Genomic DNA, 23584 nt, shown 5'->3' with positions numbered 1-23584 from the left:
GTCCATCGGTTACTGCTCCTGTGTTTCAGCCCTGTGCTACATTACCCGCTCTTTTTTACGCGACGATTCGGCCTGGGGAGGCGTCGTCGCCGCGTGTAATCATCGAGCAAAAGGCAAGCCTATGCAGCGGCTGTATCGTAAGCGCATCGTTCTCGGCGTCGGCGGCGGCATCGCCGCCTACAAGAGTGCCGAACTGGTCCGCCGACTCCTGGAACACGGTGCGCAGGTGCGTGTCGTCATGACCCGCGGCGGCGCGGAGTTCATCACCCCGCTCACCCTGCAAGCACTGTCCGGTCACCCGGTGCACATGGATCTATTGGACCCTGCTGCCGAAGCGGCGATGGGCCATATCGAACTGGCCAAGTGGGCCGATCTGGTACTGATTGCCCCGGCCACCGCCGACCTGCTGGCGCGTATGGCCCAGGGCGTCGCCGACGACCTGCTGACCACCCTGGTGCTGGCCACCGACGCCACCGTGGCCGTCGCGCCGGCGATGAACCAGGCCATGTGGCGCGATCCGGCCACCCAGGCCAACCTCGAACTGCTGCAGAGCCGCGACATCAAGGTGTTCGGCCCGGCCTCCGGCAGTCAGGCCTGTGGCGATGTTGGCCTCGGCCGCATGCTCGAGGCCACCGACCTGGCCTGGTGCGCCGCCGAAAGCTTCAAGCGCGAATCGCTGACCGGCAAACACATCGTGATCACTGCTGGACCGACCCAGGAAAACATCGACCCGGTGCGCTACATCACCAACCACAGCTCCGGGAAAATGGGCTTTGCCCTGGCCGAAGCGGCGGTGGAAGCCGGTGCCAAGGTGACCCTGATCAGTGGCCCGGTGCACCTGCCAACACCCGACCGGGTCAACCGTATCGACGTGGTCAGCGCCCGCGACATGCTCGCAGCCTGCGAAGCAGCGATGCCTTGCGACATTTTCATTGCCTCGGCCGCGGTTGCAGACTACCGCCCAGAGGTGGTTGCACCACAGAAACTCAAGAAAGACCCTACGACAGGTGACGGCCTGCTGCTGCAAATGGTCCGCAACCCGGACATTCTCGCCAGCATCGCCACCCGCCCCGATCGCCCGTTCAGCGTCGGCTTCGCCGCCGAGACCGAACACCTGCTCGACTACGCTGCGCGCAAACTCAAGGACAAGAACCTCGACCTGATTGTCGCCAACGATGTGGCCAACCCCAGCATCGGCTTCAACAGCGAGGAAAACGCCTGCAGCGTGATCGATCGCCAGCTTCACGAAACACTCTTCGCACAGACCAGCAAAGGCAAGATCGCCCGCCAGCTGGTTGCTTTCATCGCCGAACGTCTCAACCAGGTTTAACTCTGCATGCACGCTCTACAAGCCAAGATTCTCGATCCACGCATCGGCAGCGAATTCCCGCTGCCGCAGTACGCTACTCCAGGCTCCGCCGGTCTCGACCTGCGCGCCATGCTCAAAGAAGACACCGTGCTGGAGCCGGGTCAGACTGTACTGATCCCTACCGGTCTGTCGGTGTACATCGGCGACCCGGGCCTGGCCGCGCTGATCCTGCCGCGCTCGGGCCTGGGCCACAAGCACGGCATCGTGCTGGGTAACCTGGTCGGCCTGATCGACTCCGACTACCAGGGCGAGCTGATGGTTTCCTGCTGGAACCGCGGCCAGACCGCGTTCACCATCACCATCGGCGAGCGCATTGCACAACTGGTCCTGGTACCTGTGGTGCAGGCTCATTTCGACATCGTCGAAGCCTTCGACGAAAGCCAGCGTGGCGCTGGCGGCTTTGGCCATTCCGGCAGCAACTGATCCACTCGCTGCCCACTGCGCGCCAAGGACGGCGAACTCTCTGGCGAAATGACCGTCAAAGCGTTCAGTTTGAGCCTGCCCTGCACGCCCTCGATATTGGAGCTCCCCAGAGATGAACGACATGGCACACCTGGTACCCGCACTCCCGGAAAGCATCTTCCGCGCCTACGACATCCGTGGCGTGGTCGGTGACACCCTGACTGCCGAAACCGCCTACTGGATCGGCCGCGCCATCGGTGCACAAACCCTGGCCCAGGGCGAACCGAACATCTCGGTCGGCCGTGACGGCCGCCTGTCCGGCCCGATGCTGGTCGAGCAATTGATCAAAGGCCTGGTCGAAGCCGGCTGCAAAGTCAGCGATGTCGGCCTGGTGCCGACCCCCGCCCTGTACTATGCCGCCAACGTCCTGGCCGGCAAGTCCGGTGTGATGCTTACCGGCAGCCACAACCCGCCGAACTACAACGGTTTCAAGATCGTCATTGCCGGCGACACTCTGGCCAACGAACAGATCCAGGCCCTGTTGACCCGCCTGAAAACCAACGACCTGAGCCGCGGCGAAGGCAGCGTCGAGAAAGTCGAAATCCTTGATCGCTATTTCCAGCAGATCACTGGCGACATCAAGCTGGCGAAAAAACTCAAAGTCGTCGTCGATTGCGGCAACGGTGCGGCCGGCGTGATTGCCCCGCAACTGATCGAAGCCCTGGGCTGCGAAATGATCCCGTTGTTCTGCGAAGTCGACGGCAACTTCCCTAACCATCACCCGGATCCGGGCAAACCCGAGAACCTGGTCGACCTGATTGCCAAGGTCAAGGAGACCGGTGCCGACCTCGGCCTGGCCTTCGATGGCGATGGCGACCGTGTCGGCGTGGTGACCAACACCGGCAACATCGTCTACCCCGATCGCCTGCTGATGCTGTTTGCCCAGGACGTGCTTGAGCGCAACCCGGGCGCCGAGATCATCTTCGACGTCAAATGCACCCGCCGCCTGACTCCACTGATCGAGCAATACGGTGGTCGCGCTCTAATGTGGAAGACCGGCCATTCGTTGATCAAGAAGAAGATGAAGCAAACCGGCGCTTTGCTGGCCGGCGAGATGAGCGGACACATTTTCATCAAGGAACGCTGGTACGGTTTCGACGACGGCATCTACAGTGCCGCGCGCCTGCTGGAGATCCTCAGCAAGGCCAAAACCGATGCTGAACAACTGTTCGCCGCGTTCCCGAATGATATTTCCACCCCGGAAATCAATATTGATGTGACCGACGAGGGTAAATTCAGCATCATTGATGCACTGCAACGCGAAGCCGACTGGGGCCAAGACGCCAACCTGACCACCATTGACGGTGTGCGGGTCGACTATCCCCACGGCTGGGGTCTGGTTCGCGCCTCCAACACCACACCGGTGCTGGTACTGCGCTTCGAGGCCGACAATGACGCCGAACTGCAGCGTATCCAGGAAGTCTTCCGCGCCCAGTTGAAGCGCGTTGCTCCTGATCTGCAACCCAAGTTCTGACTGACTATCTGTTCCAACTGGAGCCCTGCATGACCCTCGATCGCGATGCCGCCACCCATGTCGCCCAGGTTTTGTCCGAAGCGCTGCCTTACATCCGCCGTTTTGTCGGCAAGACCCTGGTGATCAAATACGGCGGCAACGCGATGGAGAGCGAAGAGCTCAAAACCGGTTTTGCCCGCGATGTGGTGCTGATGAAAGCGGTCGGCATCAACCCGGTGGTCGTGCATGGCGGCGGCCCGCAGATCGGTGATCTGCTCAAGCGCCTGTCGATCGAAAGCCACTTCATCGATGGTATGCGCGTCACCGACGCACAGACCATGGACGTGGTCGAGATGGTCCTCGGCGGCCAGGTGAACAAGGACATCGTCAACCTGATCAACAGCCATGGCGGCAGCGCCATTGGCCTGACCGGCAAAGACGCTCAGCTGATCCGTGCGAAAAAACTGACCGTTACCCGTCAGACGCCAGAGATGACCACCCCGGAAATCATCGATATCGGTCATGTCGGCGAAGTCACCAGCGTCAACACCGACCTGCTGAACATGCTGGTCAAAGGTGACTTCATCCCGGTCATCGCGCCGATCGGCGTCGGTGCCAACGGTGAGTCGTACAACATCAACGCCGACCTGGTAGCGGGCAAGGTGGCCGAAGCACTGAAGGCCGAGAAGCTGATGCTGCTGACCAACATCGCCGGCCTGATGGACAAGCAAGGCACCGTGCTCACCGGCCTGACCACCGAGCAGGTCAACGAGCTGATCGCTGACGGCACCATCTACGGCGGCATGCTGCCGAAGATCCGCTGCGCCCTGGAAGCAGTGCAAGGCGGCGTCAACAGCTCGCACATCATCGACGGCCGGGTGCCGAATGCGGTGCTGCTGGAGATCTTTACCGACAGTGGTGTGGGTACCCTGATCACCAATAGCAAGCCGCGATAAGGCTTTTGGGAAGGCTTTGCCTTCCATCGCTGGCAACGCCAGCTCCCACAATGAAGCGGTGTACAGCAACTCCTGTGGGAGCCGGCATTGCCGGCGATGGGCGGCAAAGCAGCCCCAAGACTCAATAAAAAGGCGACCCCAGGGTCGCCTTTTTATTTGCCTCAGATCCCGTACTGGGCTCGGTACGCCTCGACGGCCGGCAGATGCTGCTTGAGCGCCGGGTCGTCGGCGAGGAACTCCAGCACCTGGGTCAGCGAAACGATGCTGACCACCGGAATACCGAAGTCGCGCTCCACTTCCTGGATCGCCGACAGCTCGCCGTTACCGCGTTCCTGGCGGTTCAACGCGATCAGCACGCCAGCAGCCTTGGCCTGCTGGCCCTGGATGATCTGCATGACTTCGCGGATCGCGGTGCCAGCGGTGATCACATCGTCGATGATCAGCACGTCGCCGGTCAGCGGTGCGCCAACCAGGCTGCCACCTTCGCCGTGAGCCTTGGCTTCTTTACGGTTGAAGCACCAGGGCAGGTCGAGGTCATGATGCTCGGCCAGCGCCACGGCAGTGGCTGCCGCCAGGGGGATACCCTTGTAGGCCGGGCCGAACAGCACATCGAACGGAATCTTGCTGTCGACGATCGCCGCTGCATAGAAACGCCCGAGCTGAGCCAGGGCCGAACCACTGTTGAACAGGCCGGCATTGAAGAAATACGGGCTGGTGCGCCCGGACTTGAGGGTGAATTCACCGAAGCGCAGAACCCCGCGGTCGATGGCAAAACGAATGAAGTCGCGCTGATACGGCTGCATGAAGAGTCCCGGATACCACGGATTTAGCTAAATGAGTACAGCTCGGGTATCATACACGCACGAGATTTTTGGGGCCATTTATGCGGATCATCAGTGTGAACGTTAATGGCATTCAGGCTGCCGTTGAGCGTGGTTTGCTCAGCTGGCTACAAGCCCAGAATGCTGACGTCATCTGCCTTCAGGATACCCGCGCCTCGGCCTTTGAACTCGACGACCCAGCTTTCCAGCTTGATGGCTACTTCCTTTATGCCTGCGACGCAGAAGTTCCCGCCCAAGGCGGCGTGGCGCTTTATTCGCGGTTGCAGCCCAAGGCAGTCATCAGCGGCCTGGGCTTCGAGACAGCCGACCGCTACGGACGTTACCTGCAGGCCGATTTCGACAAGGTAAGCATCGCAACGCTGCTGCTGCCTTCGGGAATGAACGGCGACGAAGACTTGAACCAGAAGTTCAAGTTGATGGACGACTTCGCCAAGTACCTGGACAAGCAGCGACGCAAACGTCGCGAGTACATCTATTGCGGCTCGTTGTACGTGGCGCAGCAGAAGCTCGACGTCAAGAACTGGCGCGATGGCCAGCAGTCGCCGGGCTTCCTGGCGCCGGAGCGGGCCTGGATGGACACCGTCGTCGGTGACATGGGTTATGTCGACGCCCTGCGCGAAGTCAGCCGTGAAGGCGACCAGTACAGCTGGTGGCCAGACAACGAACAGGCCGAGATGCTCAACCTGGGCTGGCGTTTCGACTACCAGTTGCTGACTCCAGGCCTGCGCCGCTTCGTACGAAGCGCACGCTTGCCGCGTCAACCGCGCTTCTCCCAGCACGCGCCACTGATCGTGGACTACGACTGGACGCTGACGATCTGATTCGTTCAGGCACAAAAAAACCGACATCACGTCGGTTTTTTTGTGCCTGCTGCTAGCTGATCATTATTTGATCGGCCGCCAGGTCATCGGGTAACGATAGGGCTGACCATCATTGGCCTTGACCCCGGCAACGATCGTGAGAACCAGCACGGCAACCATCAACATGCCGAACAACACGATTCCCACCAGCACGAACATCAGCGCAAAGCAGATGATCGAGGCCAGGAACACGGTGAGCTGAAAATTCAGCGCTTCCTTACCCTGGGCATCGATGAACGGGTCCAGATCCTTCTTCCAGATCCACATCACCAGCGGACCCAGCAAGTTGCCAAACGGCACCACCAGCCCCAGCAGGGCGGCCAGGTGACAGAACATCGCCCACTGTCGAATCTCGGCATTGGGGGTGGGCAACTGTAACGGTTGCTCGGTCATGTTCTGCTCCTTGCCGTGTCGAAATCAGTCAGCCAGCGAAGCTTGCTGCAGTTCGAACAGATCGACCATGCCTTTTTGCGCCAGCGCCAGCATGGCGTTGAGCTCTTCCGGCTGGAACGGCGCGCCTTCGGCAGTGCCCTGGACTTCGATGAAGCCACCCTGGCTGGTCATGACCACGTTCAGGTCAGTCTCGGCAGCCGAGTCTTCCAGGTAGTCCAGGTCGAGCACTGCTTCGCCCTGGTACATGCCAACCGAAACGGCAGCGATCATGTGCTTGAGCGGGTCGCCGCCTTTCAGGCCGCCACGCTTCTTGACCACGCGCAGGGCATCGACCAGGGCAACCATGGCACCGGTGATTGAGGCAGTGCGGGTGCCGCCATCAGCCTGGATCACGTCGCAGTCGACGTACAGGGTGATGTCGCCGAGCTTGCTCATGTCCAGCGCGGCGCGCAGCGAACGGCCGATCAGGCGCTGGATTTCGAGGGTACGGCCACCCTGCTTGCCGCGGGCGGCTTCACGCTGGTTACGCTCGCCGGTGGAGCGCGGCAGCATGCCGTACTCGGCGGTCAGCCAGCCTTGGCCCTGACCTTTAAGGAAGCGCGGCACACCGTTCTCGACGCTGACGGTACAGACGACTTTGGTGTCACCGAACTCGACCAGTACTGATCCCTCGGCGTGTTTGGTGTAGTTGCGGGTGATGCGGATCGAGCGGAGCTGATCGGCAGCGCGACCACTTGGACGTTTCATTTGGGATACCTGTACTGGGTTTGAATCTGCCCAGCATTATAGAGCGCACCGGGCCCGGAGGACACGTCTATTGTCGCAGCCCCGAAAACAGTGGGCCCAGAGGCGTTGGTCGGTTTTTTCCGGGAGTTGCCTGACTGTTTGTAACATCAGTGCATTGGGAGCCAGCGCCGCACTGCGCTACAATCCTGCGCCTTTGCAGCCGGTTGGCTTTTCCTTGACCCTTTTTTGCGAGGTACTTCCCATGGTGCACAGCATGACCGCTTTTGCTCGTGTCGAGCGCGCCGGTAGCCAGGGCACCCTGATCTGGGAACTACGCTCGGTCAACCATCGTTACCTGGAGCCGCACCTGCGTTTGCCCGAAGCGCTGCGCGACCTCGAAGGTGCAGTGCGTGAAGCGCTGCGCCAGGGGCTGTCGCGGGGCAAGGTCGAATGCACCTTGCGCTTCAACGAAGAGAACGCCGGCAAGCCCTTGCAGGTCGACCGCGAGCGCGCTGCGCAACTGGTCGCCGCCGCCGAGACCGTGGCCAGCCTGATCAAGCAGCCGGCACCGCTGAACCCGCTGGAGGTGCTGGCCTGGCCCGGCGTGCTGGTCGCTGATGCCAGCGATCCACAGGCGCTGAACAACGAAGCGATGGAGTTGTTCGAAGAAGCCCTCAAAGAGCTCAAGAACGGCCGCAACCGCGAGGGCACCGAACTGGCCCGCCTGATCAACGAGCGCCTCGACGGTATGGCCAGCGAAGTCACCACCCTGCGCGCCCTGGTGCCGCAGATGCTGGCAGCCCAGCGGCAGAAGATTCTCGACCGTTTCACCGACATGCAGGCCGAACTCGACCCGCAGCGCCTGGAACAGGAAATGGTCCTGCTGGCGCAGAAGAGCGACGTCGCTGAAGAGCTCGACCGCCTGAGCACCCACATCAACGAAGTACGCCGGGTGCTCAAATCCGGCGGCGCCGCTGGCCGGCGCCTGGACTTCCTGATGCAGGAGCTCAATCGCGAAGCCAACACCCTGGGCTCCAAAGCCTTCGACCCACGCAGCACCCAGTCCGCGGTCAACCTCAAGGTCCTGATCGAGCAAATGCGTGAACAAGTACAGAACATTGAGTAAGGCCACCCCGACCATGAATCACAGCAGCGGCACCCTTTATATCGTTTCCGCCCCGTCCGGCGCCGGCAAGACCAGCCTGGTCAAGGCCCTGATTGACGCCGACAACAGCATCCAGGTGTCGGTCTCGCACACCACCCGGGCCATGCGCCCGGGCGAAGTGCACGGCGTGAACTACCACTTCGTCGAGCACGCCGAATTCAAGCTGATGATCGAGCAAGGCGACTTCCTCGAACAGGCCGAAGTGTTCGGTAACTTCTACGGGACGTCGCGCAGCGCGCTGCAGCAGACCCTCGACCAGGGCCACGACCTGATCCTGGAAATCGACTGGCAAGGTGCCCAGCAGGTGCGCAAGCTGATGCCTGAGGCGCGTTCGATCTTCATCCTGCCGCCGACCCAGGAAGCCCTGCGCCAGCGCCTGACCAACCGTGGCCAGGACAGCGATGAGATCATCGAAGGACGTATGCGTGAAGCGGTCAGCGAGATGAGTCACTACGACGAGTATGACTTCGTCATCATCAACGATGACTTCGCCACTGCGCTGGAAGACCTCAAGGCGGTGTTCCGCGCCAACCGCTTGCTGCAGGCTAACCAGCAGCAGCGGCATGGCCAGCTGCTCAAGCAATTGCTTGCCTGAGCAACCGGTCACTCCAGCCGCTTAGCGGCGGCTGGAGACAGTGGCGTGACGTTGCAGGGTCATGCCCAGGAAGAACGCCGGCGCCCGCAGGCGTGACAGCATCATCAGCCCCAGCCCCAGCAGTGTGATGATCATTGCGATCACGAACACCAAGCCCAAGCCACCTACATGCGAACCGCTGCCAAACGACGGGGAAGCGCTGTCGTAGGCTGTCTGCAGGAAGATCACCGAGAGAATGCCGCCACCGAGCAGCGGGCACAGGCCACGCATCAGGAAGTGGCGCACGCTGTCGAACAGGCTGTGGCGGAAGTACCAGACACAGGCAAAGGCGGTCAGCGAGTAGTAGAAGCAGATCATCATGCCCAGGGCGGTGATGGTGTCGGCCAGTACGTTCTCGCTCAGGGTGCGCATGGTGACGTAGAACACACCTGCCGCCACACCGGCACAGATCGTCGCGTAACGCGGGGTTTTCGAGCGCGGGCAGATGTTGGCGAAGCGCTCCGGCACCGCACCGTAGTAACCCATGGCCAACAAGGTCCGCGCAGGCGAAACGAAGGTCGACTGCAGCGACGCTGCCGTACTGGCCAGCACCGCGATCGACATCAGGATAGCCAGCGGCCCCATGACCGGGCCTGCCAGGTGGGCGAAGACGTTTTCCTGGATGCGCGGGTTGTTCAGGCCCAGACCAACATCACTGATACCGGCAAACTGCAGCGTGGCGATTGCGGTTACCAGGTACAGCCCCAGAATCAGCAGGACCGTCAGGGTCGCCGCACGGCCAGGGGTGTCACCGCTGCCCACCGACTCTTCGCTGATGCTCAGGCAGACATCCCAGCCCCAGAAGATGAAGATCGACAGCGACAGGCCGGCCGTAAACGCCGAGAACGACTCGACGCCAAAGGGGTTGAACCAGTCGAAATCAAACTCCAGAGGCGGCATCGCCGACGACTCGCCAAACGCGGCCATGGCAAAACCGATCAGCACCACCAGCTGCAGTGCCACCAGGCCGTACTGCACGGTCATGGTGGTGGTAATCCCGCGGCAGCAGATCCACACCGCCATGGCGATGAACACGCAACAGGTGACGACGTTGATCAACAGGTTATCGGCCAGCGCCGCCACCTCGTGGTTGCCGGTTATCTGCCCGAGGAACAGATAGAAGAAGTCGACCGCCACCCCCGCAAGGTTGGACAGCACAATGGTGGTGGCCGTAACCAACCCCCAACCGCCGATCCAGCCGATCATCGGGCCGAACGCCCGCGCCGACCAGGTAAAGGACGTACCGCTGTCAGGCTCGGCCGAGTTCAGCTCACGGTAACCCAGCGCTACCAGCAGCATTGGCAGGAAACCGACGATGAACACCGCCGGCAGGTGAGCACCGACTTCACGCACGGTTGGGCCGAGGGCGCCAGTGAGGGTGTAGACCGGTGCAATGGTGGAGATACCCAGGACAATGCTCGCCAGCAGTCCAAGCCGGCCTGAGGCCAGCCCTTTGGATGCTTTCGATGCACCTTTTTCCTGGGTGCGAGCCTGTCCCATACCCGGGGACAGGCCTGCTTCGTATTCGCTCATGAGTAGTTGCCGCCGCTTTTACTATTGTTTTTCAGGACGCCCCGCAGCGCGTCCGCTTGCACTCAATGAAACCTGTTGCTGTTGCGTGAATTCCGGATTATCCGGATGACCTCATAGGGTCTTCTCCCGGTGACGCTCGCCCCTTGCACGGGCCAGGCATGCCTCACGAAACGCCTGGAACAGACGCAACGAAACCGGGTTTTCGGCCAAGCGGTACTCCGGGTGCCATTGCACACCGACCACAAAGCCCGGGGCGTCCTCCATGGACACTGCTTCGATCAATCCGTCCGGCGCCAGGGCCTCGGCCCGCAGGCTGTCAGCCAGGCGATCGATGCCTTGGCTGTGAAGCGAATTGACCATGAAGCTCTGTTCCAGCCCCAGCCGTTCGAACAGCCCGCCGGGCTGTACGGTAACGCTATGACGTGGGCTGTATTGCTCTTCCAGCGGCGCATCCTGCGGCTCGCGGTGATCGAGGAAACCTGGCAGCTCCTGCACCCGCTGGTGCAGGGTGCCGCCCAAGGCAACGTTCAATTCCTGGAATCCACGGCAGATGCAGAACACCGGCACACCGGTGGCAATGGCGGCCTGCAGTAACGGCAGGGTCAGCCGGTCACGAAACACATCGTGCTTCGTACCTTCCACGCTGGGGGCGCCATTGTAATGATGCGGCTCGACATTTGAAGGCGAACCGGTAAAAAGAATGCCATCGAGGCGCTCTAGCACGCGCTGCGGGTCAACCGGCTCGGCACGCGCCGGCAGGATCAGCGGGATCCCGGCGAAACCTGCCGCTTCGACATACTTGTCGCCAACGGTGTGCGACGAATTATTGCCCAACTGCTGACGACAGGCGGAAATGCCAATCAAAGGCGGCAGGTCATTGGTAGTTTGCATGGGTTCACCCTCCCTTACAGCTTGATCCAGGTCGCCTTGAGTTCGGTGTATTTGTCAAAAGCGTGCAGCGACTTGTCGCGGCCGTTACCCGACTGCTTGAAGCCGCCAAACGGCGCGGTCATGTCGCCGCCGTCGTACTGGTTGACCCAGACGCTGCCTGCGCGCAGGGCACGGGCCGTCTTGTGGGCGCGGGAAATGTCGTTGGTCCAGACCGCCGCGGCCAGACCGAACGGTGAGTCGTTGGCGATAGCAACGGCCTCTTCGGCGCTGTCGAAGGTGATCACTGACAGCACCGGCCCGAAGATTTCCTCGCGGGCGATGCGCATGGCGTTGGTCACGCCATCGAAGATCGCCGGCTGCAGGTACACGCCACAGGTGTCTTCCAGCACGCGCTCGCCGCCCGTCAGCAATGTGGCGCCGTCAGCCTTGCCGGCTTCGATGTAGCCGAGCACGGTATCCAGCTGGGTGCTGTCCACCAGCGCGCCGACGCGAGTTTCCGGGTCCAGCGCGTGCCCCGGCTTCCAGGCCTTGAGCGCCTCGACCACCATCGGCAGGAAACGCTCCTTGATGCTGCGCTCGACCAGCAGGCGCGAACCGGCAATGCACACCTCGCCCTGGTTGAAGGCAATGGCCGCTGCAGCTGCATCGGCAGCCGCCTGCAGGTCAGGGGCGTCGGCAAAGACGATGTTCGGGCTCTTGCCACCGGCTTCCAGCCAGACCCGCTTCATGTTCGACTCACCGGCATAGACCATCAGCTGCTTGGCAATGCGCGTGGAGCCGGTGAACACCAGGGTGTCGACATCCATGTGCAGGGCCAGGGCCTTGCCGACGGTGTGACCGTAGCCAGGCAGCACGTTCAGTACACCGGCCGGAATACCGGCGTCGAGTGCCAACTGGGCGATACGGATCGCCGTCAGCGGTGATTTTTCGGACGGCTTGAGGATCACCGAGTTACCGGTGGCCAGGGCCGGGCCGAGCTTCCAACAGGCCATCATCAGTGGAAAGTTCCACGGAACAATGGCCGCAACCACGCCGACCGGCTCGCGGGTGACCAGACCCAGCTGGTCGGACGCGGTTGCAGCAACTTCGTCATAAATCTTGTCGATGGCTTCGGCATGCCAGCGAATGGCATTGGCCGCAGCCGGAATATCGATGCTCAGGGAATCGGCAATCGGCTTGCCCATGTCCAGGGTTTCCAGCAGCGCCAGTTCCTCGGCGTTGGCCAGCAGCAGATCGGCGAAGGCAATCAGTACCCGTTTGCGCTGTGCCGGCGCCTGCTGTGCCCAGACGCCACTGTCAAAGCTGCGGCGGGCGGCGGCCACGGCGCGCTCGGCGTCGGCACTGTCGCAGCTGGCAACCTGCGCCAGCTGGCGGCCATCGACCGGGCTGGAACAATCGAAAATGTCACCAGCAACACTGGCGCAGTACTGCCCGTCGACAAAGGCACGGCCTTCGATCTTCAGGGTCTGGAACAGCTGTTCCCAGTGTTCACGTGGTGCAATTGTCATTGTTGTTTTCTCCGGGCATCACACGGTATGCAGGTACCAGTTGTATTCGAGGTCGGAAATCGACACCTCGAATTCGGCCATTTCGCTTTCCTTGCAGGCGACAAAAATGTCGATGTAGTCCGGGCTGATGTACTTGTTCAGCACTTCGCTGTCATCGAGCTCACGCAACGCATCGCGCAGGTTGTTCGGCAGGCTCTGCTCCAGCTGCTCGTAGGAGTTGCCTTCAATCGGCGCGCCCGGCTCGATCTGGTTGGTCAGGCCGTGGTGAATACCGGCCAGAATCGCCGCCATCATCAGGTACGGGTTGGCATCGGCGCCGGCTACGCGGTGTTCGATGCGCACCGCATCGCTGCTGCCGGTCGGTACGCGGACCGCCACGGTGCGGTTGTCCAGGCCCCAGCTTGGCGCATTGGGCACATAGAACTGGGCACCGAAACGACGGTAGGAGTTGATGTTCGGGCAGAGGAACGCCATCGACGCCGGCATGGTTTCCAGGACGCCACCGATGGCGTGGCGCAGGGTCTCGCTCTGCTCGGGATCATCGCTGGTAAAGATGTTCTTGCCGGTTTTCTTGTCCAGCAACGAGATATGCACATGCAGACCGTTGCCCGCCTGGCCCGGGTAAGGCTTGGCCATGAAGGTGGAATCCATCTCATGGTCGTAGGCGATGTTCTTGATCAGGCGCTTGAGCAGTACCGCATAGTCGCAGGCCTTGATCGCGTCGGCGACGTGATGCAGGTTGACCTCGAACTGCGCAGGCGCGCTTTCCTTGACGATGGCATCGGCAGGAATGCCCTGCTCTTTCGCCGCTTCGAGCATGTCCTGCAGGCAGTCGACGTACTCGTCGAGATCGTCGATCAGGTACACCTGGGTCGACTGCGGGCGCTTGCCGGAGATCGGCGAGCGCGGCGGTTGTGGACGGCCGTTGAGGTTGTCCTGGTCGATCAGGTAGAACTCCAGCTCGAACGCCGCACAGATATCCAGGCCCAATGCGTCGAATTTCTCCACGACGCCACGCAAAACCTCACGCGGGTCGGCGAAGAACGGCGCACCGTCCAGCTCGTGCATGGTCATCAGCAACTGCGCAGTCGGGCGCTTCTGCCAGGGTTCATAGCTCAGGGTGCCGGGGATCGGGAAACAGATGCGGTCGGCGTCGCCGATATCCAGGCCCAGGCCGGTGCTTTCCACGGTGGAACCGTTGATATCCAGGGCGAACAGCGAGGCCGGCAGGTTGATGCCTTTTTCGTAGACTTTGACCAGGCTCGCACGCTCGATGCGCTTGCCACGTACCACGCCGTTCATGTCGGCAATCAACAGATCGACAAACTGCACCTCAGGGTGGGCCTGGAGAAATTCACCCATCTCGTCGAGAGGGATGGCGCGCGGGGAGACCGACGTCATGGCTAGGCATCCTTTGATTTTTTTATCGAACGACTGTGGAGGAGGTACTGCGGCGCTAACGGGAGCGGCGATGGTTTCATTTGTTCTTTTAAGTAGTCCCATCGTGGGGAACTGCAGAGCGTTGTCATATAGGACTTTCGTTCCACATGCTGACAACGTTACGAGTTGATTCACGACTGCTGCCGCACTATAGAATGGCCCTAGCGCAACAGACATTGGCATTTAGGCAAGCAAAGAGTGCACCCATGCAATATCAGATCAGTCACGCCGACCTCTCACTGGTACTCGCCCTGGTACGCGGACGCTCACTGGCAAAGGCCGCAGAGCTGCTGCGGGTGGATGTTTCGACGGTGTTCCGCTCGATCCGGCGCATGGAAGCTGCCCTCGGTACCGCGTTGTTCGTAAAGAGCCGCAAAGGCTACATCCCCACCGGCACCGCCCAGGCCCTGGCCGAGCAGGCCGAGCGCGCCGAACAGGCCCTGGATGCCGCGCGGGTGGCGCTGGAGCACGGTGAGCAGGTGGTCAGCGGTACCGTTCGTCTGACGTGTACCGATGCCGTGCTGCACAGCCTGTTGCTGCCGGCCTTGGCCGAGTTCATGCCGGCCTATCCGGCCCTGTCGCTTGAACTGGCGACCTCCAACACCTTCGCCAACCTGAGCCGCCGCGATGCCGACCTGGCCCTGCGCCTGACCAACGCGCCACCGGAGCACCTGGTCGGTCGCTGCCTGGGCTCGGCTTCTTATGTGGTCTGTGGCCGCGAGGAGTATCGCGAAAAGCTCACGCAAGCTCCGACCAGCCTGCCGTGGATCGCCCCCGACGACACCATGCAGGACCACCCCACCGTGGTCTGGCGCAGCGAGCACCTGCCCGGCGTCATGCCGCGCTATCGCTGCAGCAGCATCTCGGCGATTGCTCAGCTGGTGACTGCCGGGCTTGGCGTCGCGGCCCTGCCCGATTACATGGCCCACACCCTGCCGGGTGTCGAGCCGTTGAGCGACGCCCTGCCCGGCTGCGACACCGAGCTCTGGCTGCTGACCCGCCCGGATTGCCGGGCGTTGCGCTCGGTGCAGACCTTGTTCGATGAGCTGACGCCGCGGCTGCGCGATGCCTTGGGGCGGCAATAAAATCGCTATCGCGGGGCAAGCCCGCTCCCACAGGGTGGCCAGTGGGAGCGGGCTTGCCCCGCGATGCTTTAATTCCGACAACACGACAAACAGTTGTGCCAGAGCCCCTGAAGTGGTTATCGTCAGCGCTATCAAGGACCCGAAACAAAATCAAAGCTTCCCTAAAGGCTGGTGATTTTTTAAACTATCGAGTCCGCTCGCCCATTCGGGCTGAACACCGCATTTGCTACTTGAGGAAGACCATGGCCCGCGTAACCGTTGAAGACTGCCTAGAACACGTGGATAACCGTTTTGAGCTGGTCATGCTCTCTACCAAGCGTGCCCGTCAGCTGGCCACCGGCGGCAAAGAGCCGAAAGTGGCATGGGAAAACGACAAACCTACCGTCGTTGCCCTGCGTGAAATCGCTGAAGGCATCTGCACCCCTGAATTCATCGCTGCCGAATCCATTGTCGAAGTCGAGCCTGCCTTTGCATTTGGTAGCGAGGAAGAGGCCAACGAGGCGGTCTAAGCCTATGCCTGGTCGACGTAGTACGGCGCAGGTCCCCTTTCCTCGACAGGAGGTAATCCTGTGCCGAGCATAGACGCCCTCGCCGATCGTCTGTCGACCTACCTCGGCGCTGACCAGGTCAACCTGGTGCGCCGAGCGTACTTCTACGCCGAACAAGCCCACGATGGCCAACGCCGTCGTAGCGGTGAAGCCTACGTCACGCATCCGCTGGCGGTGGCAAGCATCCTCGCCGACATGCACATGGACCATCAGAGCCTGATGGCGGCCATGCTCCATGACGTGATCGAAGACACCGGCATCGCCAAGGAAGCCCTCAGCTCGCAATTTGGCGAGACCGTGGCCGAACTGGTCGATGGGGTCAGCAAACTGACCCAGATGAACTTCGAGACCAAAGCCGAAGCCCAGGCGGAAAACTTCCAGAAAATGGCCATGGCCATGGCCCGGGATATCCGCGTGATCCTGGTCAAACTGGCCGACCGCCTGCACAACATGCGCACGCTTGAAGTGCTGTCAGGCGAGAAACGCCGGCGCATCGCCAAAGAAACCCTGGAAATCTACGCCCCCATCGCCAACCGTCTGGGGATGCACAGTGTGCGCGTGGAATTCGAAGACCTGGGTTTCAAGGCCATGCACCCGATGCGCTCCGCGCGCATCTACCAGGCAGTCAAGCGCGCCCGCGGCAACCGCAAGGAAATCGTCAACAAGATCGAAGAGTCGCTGGCCCACTGCCTGGCCGTCGACGGCATCGAAGGCGAAGTCAGCGGCCGGCAGAAGCACCTCTATGGCATCTACAAGAAGATGCGCGGCAAGCGCCGCGCCTTCAACGAGATCATGGATGTCTATGCGTTTCGCATCATCGTCGACAAGGTAGACACCTGCTACCGCGTGCTCGGTGCCGTGCACAACCTGTACAAGCCGCTGCCCGGACGCTTCAAGGACTACATCGCAATTCCCAAGGCCAACGGCTACCAGTCGCTGCATACCACGCTGTTCGGCATGCACGGGGTACCTATCGAGATCCAGATTCGCACCCGCGAAATGGAAGAGATGGCCAACAACGGCATTGCCGCCCACTGGCTGTACAAGTCCAGCGACGACGAACAGCCCAAAGGCACCCACGCCCGCGCCCGCCAGTGGGTCAAAGGCGTGCTGGAGATGCAGCAACGCGCAGGCAACTCCCTGGAATTCATTGAAAGCGTGAAGATCGACCTGTTCCCGGACGAGGTCTACGTGTTCACGCCCAAAGGCCGCATCATGGAGCTGCCCAAAGGCTCCACGGCGGTCGATTTCGCTTACGCGGTGCACACCGACGTCGGCAACAGCTGTATCGCCTGCCGGATCAACCGGCGCCTGGCGCCACTGTCCGAACCGCTGCAGAGCGGCTCGACGGTCGAGATCGTCAGCGCTCCGGGCGCGCGACCGAACCCAGCCTGGCTGAATTTCGTCGTCACCGGTAAAGCCCGCACGCATATCCGCCACGCCCTCAAGCTGCAGCGCCGTTCCGAGTCCATCAGCCTTGGCGAGCGCCTGCTGAACAAGGTGCTCAACGGTTTCGACAGCGCCCTGGACAAGATTCCCCAGGAGCGCGTTCAGGCCATGCTCAGCGAGTACCGCCTGGAGCAGCTCGAGGACATGCTTGAAGACATCGGCCTGGGCAACCGCATGGCCTATGTGGTCGCCCGCCGCTTGCTGTCCAGCGAAGGCGAGCAGTTGCCGACCCCCGAAGGTCCGTTGGCGATCCGCGGTACCGAAGGCCTGGTGCTCAGCTATGCGAAATGCTGCACACCGATCCCGGGCGATCCGATCGTCGGCCACCTGTCGGCCGGCAAAGGCATGGTCGTGCACCTGGAAAATTGCCGAAACATCAGTGAAATCCGCCACAACCCGGAAAAGTGCGTGCAGCTGTCCTGGGCCAAGGATGTCACCGGTGAGTTCAACGTCGAACTGCGCGTCGAGCTGGAGCACCAACGCGGCCTGATCGCGCTGCTGGCCAGCAGCGTCAACGCCGCCGACGGCAACATCGAAAAAATCAGCATGGATGAACGCGATGGCCGCATCAGCGTGGTCCAACTGGTGGTCAGCGTGCACGACCGCGTGCATCTGGCCCGCGTGATCAAGAAACTGCGTGCCCTGACCGGGGTGATCCGCATCACCCGCATGCGCACGTAGCCCAATAACAGCAAGGAGTCATCATGACCAAGACCGTCATCACCAGTGACAAGGCCCCCGCCGCCATCGGCACCTACTCCCAGGCGATCAAGGCCGGTAACACGGTGTATATGTCCGGCCAGATCCCACTGGATCCGAAAACCATGGAACTGGTCGAAGGCTTCGAAGCCCAGACCGTTCAGGTCTTCGAAAACCTCAAGGCGGTTGCTGAAGCGGCTGGCGGTTCGTTCAAGGACATCGTCAAGCTGAACATCTTCCTGACCGACCTGAGCCACTTCGCCAAGGTCAACGAGATCATGGGCAAGTACTTCGAACAGCCGTACCCAGCGCGCGCCGCCATCGGTGTTGCCGCCCTGCCACGTGGTTCGCAAGTTGAAATGGACGCGATTCTGGTCCTCGAGTAATACCCCGCGCGGCGAGCCGCCCGGCTCGCCCTCGCTCTGCCCCGGAAGGATCCCGCCATGCGCCACGCGCTTGCCCTGACCCTGGCTGCCGCACTGCTGAGCGGATGCGCCAGCCACAAACCTGAAGACTACAACGGCATCTGGATCAACCAGAAAGCCATCGATACTGCCGCCAAAGGCGTCAGCCTGCGCCAGGCCCTGCACGACAACGGCCCGAACTTCGAATGGAAGGTCAATGTCGCCGCTTCGCAGGCCAGTTTCGACAACGGCTTTGAAATCGCCGAAGGCCAGCTCAAGGCTGGCGACAAGCAATACCAGGTGGAATTCTCCGGCAACCAGGTCGCAACCCTGGTCCTGGACGGTGACGAGCTGGTGCAGAACACCAGCGACTGGGCACCGCAACAAAGCTTCGAGAAAGCCCGCACGCCTGCACCTATGGGTGCTCGCACCGGCACCACGTTTGAACAGGCCCTGTACAACGCCTACCTCGGTGGCGAGTGGAAGATCATCGAAGGCCCGGGCCAGGGCGCCCTGGTGCATTTTCGCGACAACGGCAGCGTCGAGGGTTTGCCCAACCTGGACCGCTACGCGCTGTGCCTGGCCGGCGACTGTGCCGACATGAGCGGCAACAACGACAGCCTTTGGCTTGAGCGCAATCAAAAAGGCGCGCCGTGGATCTTCAAGCGCAACGGCGATCAGCTGGAAATTCTGCGCGCCCTCAACAGCGCGCAGCCTGACGAGAAGCCGCTGCTACAGCCTGGTGCTCGCCAGTGGTTGCTCGAGCGCGACTGATCACCGGGTGAACTAGGGTTTGTACGAAAAGTCGCCGAGCGGCGATCAGGCAAGGCGAAAACAGGCGAGGAACGGCCGGGGTCGCGCGCGACTTTACGTGTTGTAAATGAGCATTCCGAGCCTGTTTTCAACGCAGCATGATCGTCGCGCAGGCACTTTTCGTACAAAGCCTAAGCGCGCCCTTCAAGGATGGCTGCATAGCCTTCCTTGTAGCTTGGGTACTGCGGCGCCCAGCCCAGTGCCCGGGCGCGGGCGTTGCTGCAACGCTTGCTGCCGGTACGGCGTACCCGATCCTGTTCCGACCACTCGGTGACACCCATGTACTGGCGCAGCCAGGCCACCACTTCGGCCAACGGTGCCGGGGCATCATCCACGCCGATGTAGCAATCCTCCAGCGCCTGCCCGCCAGCGTCGGCCTTGAGCAAAAAAGCCAGCAAGCCGGCGGCATCCTCGGCATGGATGCGGTTGGCATACAGTGGCGGCTCTTCCGTGACCCGGTAACCCTGACGCACCTGGCTGAGCAGCCACTCCCGTCCCGGGCCATAGATACCGGTCAGACGCACGATGGAAGCAGGGATGCCGCTGGCCAGCGCCAGCTTTTCCGCCTCCAGCATCACCGTACCACTGTAGTTCTGCGGCTCGGCCACCGATGTCTCGTCGATCCATTCACCGCCCTGCTGGGCATAGACGCCGCTGCTGGATACAAACAGCAAGCGCTTCGGCGCCTGCCCACGCTCAGCCAACCAGCTCAGCACATGCTTCAAGCCATCGACATAGGCGGCTCGATAACCGGCCTCGTCATGCTGACTGGCCGCTGCGCAGTAGACCAGATAGTCCGGCGCCGCTGATGGCCAGGCGGCCGGACACTGCGCATCGAACAGGTCCGCAGCCACGCCCGTGACCCCGGCCGGCAGCTGCTCGACGCTGCGACGCAGGCCGCTCACCTGCCAGTTGCACGCCAGCATTTGCTTGGCCAGACGGCTACCGACATCCCCACAACCGACGATCAGAACAGAACACGCAGACATCCCGAAACTCCGCAAATCAAAGGCCCAGCCTATCCAAATAAATCGATAGGCGGCTAGCGATGATGGAAAAAAAGTAACTTTATTACTTCTGCTAACAAGAATTACTTGCAATAATGGCCGCCGAATTTTTGTTCTCGGCCTGTCTCGAGGCCTAGAAGGACAACCACCTCTTTCTTCTTCATCAGGTCCGGCCAGCATGACACGTATCCAACCTTCCGCTTCGCCAACCACGCCGCGCGTATGGCGCGCCATTGCCGCGCTGATGTTCAGCCTGGCAGTGGCCCCGGCTGCACTGGCCGATGAGCCGACCACAGCCGCTGCCGCCCCCGCTGCTGCCGTAGCCCCGGCTGCAGCGCCTGCCGCGCCAGGCACCGAGCCAGCTGCTGCGCCGGCCGCCGCTGCCGCAGCGCCGGTTGATGGCCAGGCTGTTACCGAAGCCGAAGAAGTCGAAGCACTGGTTGAAGACACCAGCCTGGGCATGGCCCACGACCTGTCCCCATGGGGCATGTACAAAAACGCCGACATCGTGGTCAAGATCGTCATGATCGGCCTGGCCATCGCCTCGATCATCACCTGGACCATCTGGATCGCCAAGGGCTTCGAGCTGATGGGCGCCAAGCGTCGTCTGCGCGGTGAAATCGCCCTGCTGAAGAAATCCACCACCCTCAAGGAAGCCAGCGATGGCGCCAACAAGGAAGGCACCCTGGCCCACCTGCTGGTTCACGATGCCCTGGATGAAATGCGCCTGTCGGCCAACGCCCGCGAGAAAGAAGGTATCAAGGAACGCGTCAGCTTCCGCCTTGAGCGCCTGGTAGCCGCCAGCGGCCGCAACATGAGCAGCGGTACCGGCGTACTGGCAACCATCGGCTCCACTGCACCGTTCGTCGGTCTGTTCGGTACCGTGTGGGGCATCATGAACAGCTTCATCGGCATCGCCAAAACCCAGACCACCAACCTGGCCGTGGTCGCCCCCGGCATCGCCGAGGCCCTGCTGGCCACCGCACTGGGTCTGGTTGCCGCAATCCCGGCAGTGGTCATCTACAACGTCTTCGCCCGCTCCATCGCCGGTTACAAGGCCCAGGTTGCCGACGCCTCGGCAGAAGTCCTGCTGCTGGTCAGCCGCGACCTGGACCATCAGCCAGGTGAACGCGCCACTGCACCTCACATGGTGAAAGTGGGGTAATCCATGGGCCTGCATCTTAACGAAGGTGGCGACGACCTCGCCGAGAACCACGAAATCAACGTCACGCCGTTCATCGACGTGATGTTGGTCCTGCTGATCATCTTCATGGTGGCAGCGCCTCTGGCAACCGTCGACATCAAGGTTGACCTGCCCGCCTCGACTGCCAAACCGGCACCGAGGCCGGAGAAGCCGATTTTCCTCAGCGTCAAGGCTGACCAGAACGTCTATGTCGGCGAAGAGCAGGTCCAGCGCGACCAGCTCGGCGCGGTGCTCGACGCCAAGACCAAGGGCGACAAGGACACCACGATCTTCTTCCAGGCCGACAAAGGCGTGGATTACGGCGATCTGATGGAAGTCATGAATTCGCTGCGCGCGGCCGGTTACCTGAAAGTCGGTCTGGTCGGGCTTGAGACGGCAGCCAAGAAATGATCAAGACGCGGCATAAGTTCGCGCGTTACGGCACTAGTCTGGCGATTGTGTTGGGTATCCATGCTGTCGCCGTGCTGCTGACGCTCAATTGGTCGGTACCCCAAGCGATCGAGTTGCCGCCTGCGGCAATGATGATCGAGATGGCCCCGATGCCGGTACCGGCGCCTCCACCGCCGCCCAAGGTAGTGACCCCGCCACAGCCGCCAGCGCCGGTTGAAGAACTGCCGCTGCCGAAACTGGCCGAGGCGCCGAAACCGAAAATCGCCATCGCCAAGCAGGTCAAGCCGAAGGCTAAACCGCAGCCGCCCAAGCCGGAGAAAAAGCCTGAGCCGCCGCAAGACAAGCCTACCGACGAGCAAGTGGTCGATACGCCGCCGAGCAACGCGCCTGCGCAGAAATCCGCAGCGCCGGCACCGAGCATCGCCACCAACAGCAATGCCCTGCCAACCTGGCAGAGCGATCTGTTGCGCCACCTGGCCAAGTACAAGCGCTACCCGGAAAACGCCCGGCGCATGCGCATGGAAGGCATCAACCGGTTGCGCTTTGTAGTCGATGGCGAGGGCAAGATTCTGTCGTACAACCTGGCCGGTGGCTCGGGCAGTGCGGCACTGGATCGGGCGACCCTGGAGATGATCCGTCGCGCCCAGCCGGTGCCACCACCACCCAAGGAATTGCTCAATAACGGCAGCATCGAAGTGATCGCGCCATTCGTCTACTCGCTGGACAAGCGCTGACGCTTTGTTTCTGTCACAAACAAGCAACTCTGATAACGTGCGTCTATCGATTGCAGCCGCTATGCTGGGGCCGCAACTTCATGGACGCACGTTATGACCCTCACAGAATTGCGCTACATCGTCACCCTCGCCCAGGAGCAGCACTTCGGCCATGCCGCCGAGCGTTGCCATGTCAGCCAGCCGACTCTGTCGGTCGGCGTGAAAAAGCTCGAGGACGAGCTGGGTGTACTGATCTTCGAGCGCAGCAAAAGCGCTGTACGCCTGACCCCGGTTGGCGAAGGCATTGTCGCCCAGGCGCAGAAAGTCCTCGAGCAGGCCCAAGGCATCCGCGAACTGGCCCAGGCCGGCAAGAACCAGCTGACCGCACCGCTGAAAGTCGGGGCGATCTACACGGTTGGCCCCTATCTGTTCCCGCACCTGATTCCACAACTGCATCGGGTTGCCCCGCAGATGCCGTTGTACATCGAAGAGAACTTCACCCACATCCTGCGCGACAAGCTGCGCAACGGTGAGCTGGACGCCGTGATCATCGCCCTGCCGTTCAACGAGGCCGATGTCCTGACCCTGCCGCTGTACGATGAACCTTTCTATGTGCTGATGCCCAGCGAGCACCCCTGGACCAAGAAGCAAACCATCGACGCCAGCCTGCTCAACGACAAGAGCCTGCTGCTGCTCGGCGAGGGCCATTGCTTCCGCGACCAGGTACTCGAAGCCTGCCCGACCCTGACCAAGGGTAGCGACGGCGCCAAGCACACCACGGTCGAGTCCAGCTCGCTGGAAACCATTCGCCACATGGTCGCGTCGGGTCTGGGTGTGTCGATCCTGCCGTTGTCGGCGGTGCACAGCCATCACTACGCTCCCGGGGTTATCGAAGTGCGTCCGTTGAGCCCGCCGGCACCGTTTCGCACCGTGGCGATCGCCTGGCGCGCGAGCTTCCCGCGGCCCAAGGCAATCGAGATCCTCGCCGACTCCATCCGCCTGTGCTCGGTGGCCAAGCCACCTGCGAGCGCGTAGGAAGT

General features: G+C 61.8%; 23 protein-coding genes and 1 pseudogene. 16 read left to right on the top strand and 8 right to left on the bottom strand.

Annotated elements, in window-relative coordinates; all coding sequences use genetic code 11:
* Window positions 1–121: 121 nt before the first annotated feature.
* The 4 genes and pseudogenes from coaBC to argB all read left to right on the top strand — a co-directional run bounded on the left by coaBC (window position 122) and on the right by argB (window position 4240).
* Complete coding sequence (gene coaBC / locus AC07OF_RS01245) at window positions 122–1330, top strand: bifunctional phosphopantothenoylcysteine decarboxylase/phosphopantothenate--cysteine ligase CoaBC (protein ID WP_157190527.1); 1209 nt, start codon at window positions 122–124, stop codon at window positions 1328–1330.
* A 6-nt stretch (window positions 1331–1336) separates the two neighbouring features.
* On the top strand, window positions 1337–1792 hold the full coding sequence (gene dut / locus AC07OF_RS01240; RefSeq protein ID WP_157190528.1) for a dUTP diphosphatase: 456 nt from the start codon (window positions 1337–1339) through the stop codon (window positions 1790–1792).
* Between the two features lie 136 nt (window positions 1793–1928).
* Window positions 1929–3305 (top strand): annotated as a pseudogene (locus tag AC07OF_RS01235) (phosphomannomutase/phosphoglucomutase); the annotation flags it as partial.
* Window positions 3306–3334: 29 nt separating this feature from the next.
* A complete protein-coding gene (gene argB / locus AC07OF_RS01230; protein WP_157190530.1) occupies window positions 3335–4240 on the top strand; it encodes an acetylglutamate kinase in 906 nt (301 codons plus the stop codon).
* A gap of 161 nt (window positions 4241–4401) precedes the next feature.
* On the opposite strand, the gene pyrE is transcribed toward argB, so the two are convergent.
* Window positions 4402–5043 carry an orotate phosphoribosyltransferase gene (gene pyrE, locus AC07OF_RS01225; RefSeq protein ID WP_010225878.1) on the bottom strand — a complete coding sequence of 214 codons (642 nt, stop codon included), beginning with the start codon at window positions 5041–5043 and terminating at the stop codon, window positions 4402–4404.
* 80 nt (window positions 5044–5123) lie between these two features.
* Between pyrE and crc the strand changes: the two genes are divergently transcribed.
* Window positions 5124–5903, top strand: a complete 780-nt coding sequence (gene crc, locus AC07OF_RS01220) for a catabolite repression control protein Crc (RefSeq protein ID WP_028942456.1) — start codon at window positions 5124–5126, stop codon at window positions 5901–5903.
* 63 nt (window positions 5904–5966) lie between these two features.
* On the opposite strand, the gene AC07OF_RS01215 is transcribed toward crc, so the two are convergent.
* Both AC07OF_RS01215 and rph read right to left on the bottom strand, forming a co-directional pair.
* Window positions 5967–6335 (bottom strand): DUF4870 domain-containing protein, encoded by a 369-nt coding sequence (locus AC07OF_RS01215; protein ID WP_107024511.1) that lies wholly within the window; start codon window positions 6333–6335, stop codon window positions 5967–5969.
* A 24-nt stretch (window positions 6336–6359) separates the two neighbouring features.
* The gene (gene rph / locus AC07OF_RS01210; RefSeq protein ID WP_045186166.1) at window positions 6360–7082 is read right to left on the bottom strand and encodes a ribonuclease PH; all 723 of its coding nucleotides are present in this window, start codon (window positions 7080–7082) and stop codon (window positions 6360–6362) included.
* Between the two features lie 241 nt (window positions 7083–7323).
* On the opposite strand from rph, the gene AC07OF_RS01205 reads away from it, so the two are divergent.
* Window positions 7324–8187: a YicC/YloC family endoribonuclease gene (locus AC07OF_RS01205; RefSeq protein WP_157190531.1), complete on the top strand. Its 864-nt coding sequence runs from the start codon at window positions 7324–7326 to the stop codon at window positions 8185–8187.
* Window positions 8188–8200: 13 nt separating this feature from the next.
* Window positions 8201–8821: a guanylate kinase gene (gmk, locus tag AC07OF_RS01200; RefSeq protein WP_157190532.1), complete on the top strand. Its 621-nt coding sequence runs from the start codon at window positions 8201–8203 to the stop codon at window positions 8819–8821.
* 21 nt (window positions 8822–8842) lie between these two features.
* On the opposite strand, the gene AC07OF_RS01195 is transcribed toward gmk, so the two are convergent.
* The 4 genes from AC07OF_RS01195 to AC07OF_RS01180 all read right to left on the bottom strand — a co-directional run bounded on the left by AC07OF_RS01195 (window position 8843) and on the right by AC07OF_RS01180 (window position 14193).
* Complete coding sequence (locus AC07OF_RS01195; protein WP_157190533.1) at window positions 8843–10393, bottom strand: APC family permease; 1551 nt, start codon at window positions 10391–10393, stop codon at window positions 8843–8845.
* 111 nt (window positions 10394–10504) lie between these two features.
* Window positions 10505–11284, bottom strand: a complete 780-nt coding sequence (locus AC07OF_RS01190) for a gamma-glutamyl-gamma-aminobutyrate hydrolase family protein (RefSeq protein ID WP_038615913.1) — start codon at window positions 11282–11284, stop codon at window positions 10505–10507.
* Window positions 11285–11298: 14 nt separating this feature from the next.
* Complete coding sequence (locus AC07OF_RS01185) at window positions 11299–12792, bottom strand: aldehyde dehydrogenase (RefSeq protein ID WP_157190534.1); 1494 nt, start codon at window positions 12790–12792, stop codon at window positions 11299–11301.
* Window positions 12793–12810: 18 nt separating this feature from the next.
* On the bottom strand, window positions 12811–14193 hold the full coding sequence (locus AC07OF_RS01180) for a glutamine synthetase family protein (protein WP_038615917.1): 1383 nt from the start codon (window positions 14191–14193) through the stop codon (window positions 12811–12813).
* A gap of 245 nt (window positions 14194–14438) precedes the next feature.
* Between AC07OF_RS01180 and AC07OF_RS01175 the strand changes: the two genes are divergently transcribed.
* The 5 genes from AC07OF_RS01175 (at window position 14439) to AC07OF_RS01155 (ending at window position 19191) form a co-directional block, all read left to right on the top strand.
* A complete protein-coding gene (locus AC07OF_RS01175; RefSeq protein WP_157190535.1) occupies window positions 14439–15317 on the top strand; it encodes a LysR family transcriptional regulator in 879 nt (292 codons plus the stop codon).
* 242 nt (window positions 15318–15559) lie between these two features.
* Window positions 15560–15826: a DNA-directed RNA polymerase subunit omega gene (rpoZ, locus tag AC07OF_RS01170; protein WP_028942466.1), complete on the top strand. Its 267-nt coding sequence runs from the start codon at window positions 15560–15562 to the stop codon at window positions 15824–15826.
* 60 nt (window positions 15827–15886) lie between these two features.
* On the top strand, window positions 15887–17995 hold the full coding sequence (gene spoT / locus AC07OF_RS01165; protein ID WP_038615922.1) for a bifunctional GTP diphosphokinase/guanosine-3',5'-bis pyrophosphate 3'-pyrophosphohydrolase: 2109 nt from the start codon (window positions 15887–15889) through the stop codon (window positions 17993–17995).
* Window positions 17996–18018: 23 nt separating this feature from the next.
* Complete coding sequence (locus tag AC07OF_RS01160; protein ID WP_038615925.1) at window positions 18019–18399, top strand: RidA family protein; 381 nt, start codon at window positions 18019–18021, stop codon at window positions 18397–18399.
* A 57-nt stretch (window positions 18400–18456) separates the two neighbouring features.
* Window positions 18457–19191, top strand: coding sequence for a hypothetical protein (locus tag AC07OF_RS01155; RefSeq protein WP_495072495.1), 735 nt, complete (start codon window positions 18457–18459; stop codon window positions 19189–19191).
* Between the two features lie 170 nt (window positions 19192–19361).
* On the opposite strand, the gene AC07OF_RS01150 is transcribed toward AC07OF_RS01155, so the two are convergent.
* Entirely contained in the window at window positions 19362–20219 is an 858-nt protein-coding gene (locus AC07OF_RS01150) for an NAD-dependent epimerase/dehydratase family protein (protein WP_422419323.1), read from the bottom strand.
* Window positions 20220–20415: 196 nt separating this feature from the next.
* Between AC07OF_RS01150 and exbB the strand changes: the two genes are divergently transcribed.
* The 4 genes from exbB (at window position 20416) to AC07OF_RS01130 (ending at window position 23579) form a co-directional block, all read left to right on the top strand.
* The gene (exbB, locus tag AC07OF_RS01145) at window positions 20416–21402 is read left to right on the top strand and encodes a tonB-system energizer ExbB (RefSeq protein WP_461530065.1); all 987 of its coding nucleotides are present in this window, start codon (window positions 20416–20418) and stop codon (window positions 21400–21402) included.
* Between the two features lie 3 nt (window positions 21403–21405).
* Window positions 21406–21831, top strand: coding sequence for a TonB system transport protein ExbD (gene exbD, locus AC07OF_RS01140; RefSeq protein ID WP_038615935.1), 426 nt, complete (start codon window positions 21406–21408; stop codon window positions 21829–21831).
* A complete protein-coding gene (locus AC07OF_RS01135) occupies window positions 21828–22565 on the top strand; it encodes a TonB family protein (RefSeq protein WP_495072494.1) in 738 nt (245 codons plus the stop codon). Before exbD ends, AC07OF_RS01135 begins: the two co-directional genes overlap by 4 nt.
* A gap of 93 nt (window positions 22566–22658) precedes the next feature.
* The gene (locus AC07OF_RS01130) at window positions 22659–23579 is read left to right on the top strand and encodes a hydrogen peroxide-inducible genes activator (protein ID WP_157190540.1); all 921 of its coding nucleotides are present in this window, start codon (window positions 22659–22661) and stop codon (window positions 23577–23579) included.
* The last annotated feature ends 5 nt before the right edge of the window (window positions 23580–23584 follow it).

Source organism: Pseudomonas sp. GW821-FHT10B02 (assembly GCF_059415665.1).
This window is presented reverse-complemented; position numbering and strand designations above follow the sequence as displayed.

Coding starts and splice junctions, on each gene's coding strand:
- exbD (WP_038615935.1), top strand. CDS start 21,406: ATGGGCCTGCATCTTAACGAAGGTGGCGACGACCTCGCCGAGAACCAC.
- crc (WP_028942456.1), top strand. CDS start 5,124: ATGCGGATCATCAGTGTGAACGTTAATGGCATTCAGGCTGCCGTTGAG.
- AC07OF_RS01195 (WP_157190533.1), bottom strand. CDS start 10,393: ATGAGCGAATACGAAGCAGGCCTGTCCCCGGGTATGGGACAGGCTCGC.
- AC07OF_RS01160 (WP_038615925.1), top strand. CDS start 18,019: ATGACCAAGACCGTCATCACCAGTGACAAGGCCCCCGCCGCCATCGGC.
- exbB (WP_461530065.1), top strand. CDS start 20,416: ATGACACGTATCCAACCTTCCGCTTCGCCAACCACGCCGCGCGTATGG.
- AC07OF_RS01155 (WP_495072495.1), top strand. CDS start 18,457: ATGCGCCACGCGCTTGCCCTGACCCTGGCTGCCGCACTGCTGAGCGGA.
- AC07OF_RS01215 (WP_107024511.1), bottom strand. CDS start 6,335: ATGACCGAGCAACCGTTACAGTTGCCCACCCCCAATGCCGAGATTCGA.
- AC07OF_RS01205 (WP_157190531.1), top strand. CDS start 7,324: ATGGTGCACAGCATGACCGCTTTTGCTCGTGTCGAGCGCGCCGGTAGC.
- pyrE (WP_010225878.1), bottom strand. CDS start 5,043: ATGCAGCCGTATCAGCGCGACTTCATTCGTTTTGCCATCGACCGCGGG.
- AC07OF_RS01185 (WP_157190534.1), bottom strand. CDS start 12,792: ATGACAATTGCACCACGTGAACACTGGGAACAGCTGTTCCAGACCCTG.
- AC07OF_RS01190 (WP_038615913.1), bottom strand. CDS start 11,284: ATGCAAACTACCAATGACCTGCCGCCTTTGATTGGCATTTCCGCCTGT.
- AC07OF_RS01150 (WP_422419323.1), bottom strand. CDS start 20,219: ATGTCTGCGTGTTCTGTTCTGATCGTCGGTTGTGGGGATGTCGGTAGC.
- dut (WP_157190528.1), top strand. CDS start 1,337: ATGCACGCTCTACAAGCCAAGATTCTCGATCCACGCATCGGCAGCGAA.
- AC07OF_RS01135 (WP_495072494.1), top strand. CDS start 21,828: ATGATCAAGACGCGGCATAAGTTCGCGCGTTACGGCACTAGTCTGGCG.
- coaBC (WP_157190527.1), top strand. CDS start 122: ATGCAGCGGCTGTATCGTAAGCGCATCGTTCTCGGCGTCGGCGGCGGC.
- argB (WP_157190530.1), top strand. CDS start 3,335: ATGACCCTCGATCGCGATGCCGCCACCCATGTCGCCCAGGTTTTGTCC.
- rph (WP_045186166.1), bottom strand. CDS start 7,082: ATGAAACGTCCAAGTGGTCGCGCTGCCGATCAGCTCCGCTCGATCCGC.
- AC07OF_RS01175 (WP_157190535.1), top strand. CDS start 14,439: ATGCAATATCAGATCAGTCACGCCGACCTCTCACTGGTACTCGCCCTG.
- gmk (WP_157190532.1), top strand. CDS start 8,201: ATGAATCACAGCAGCGGCACCCTTTATATCGTTTCCGCCCCGTCCGGC.
- rpoZ (WP_028942466.1), top strand. CDS start 15,560: ATGGCCCGCGTAACCGTTGAAGACTGCCTAGAACACGTGGATAACCGT.
- AC07OF_RS01130 (WP_157190540.1), top strand. CDS start 22,659: ATGACCCTCACAGAATTGCGCTACATCGTCACCCTCGCCCAGGAGCAG.
- AC07OF_RS01180 (WP_038615917.1), bottom strand. CDS start 14,193: ATGACGTCGGTCTCCCCGCGCGCCATCCCTCTCGACGAGATGGGTGAA.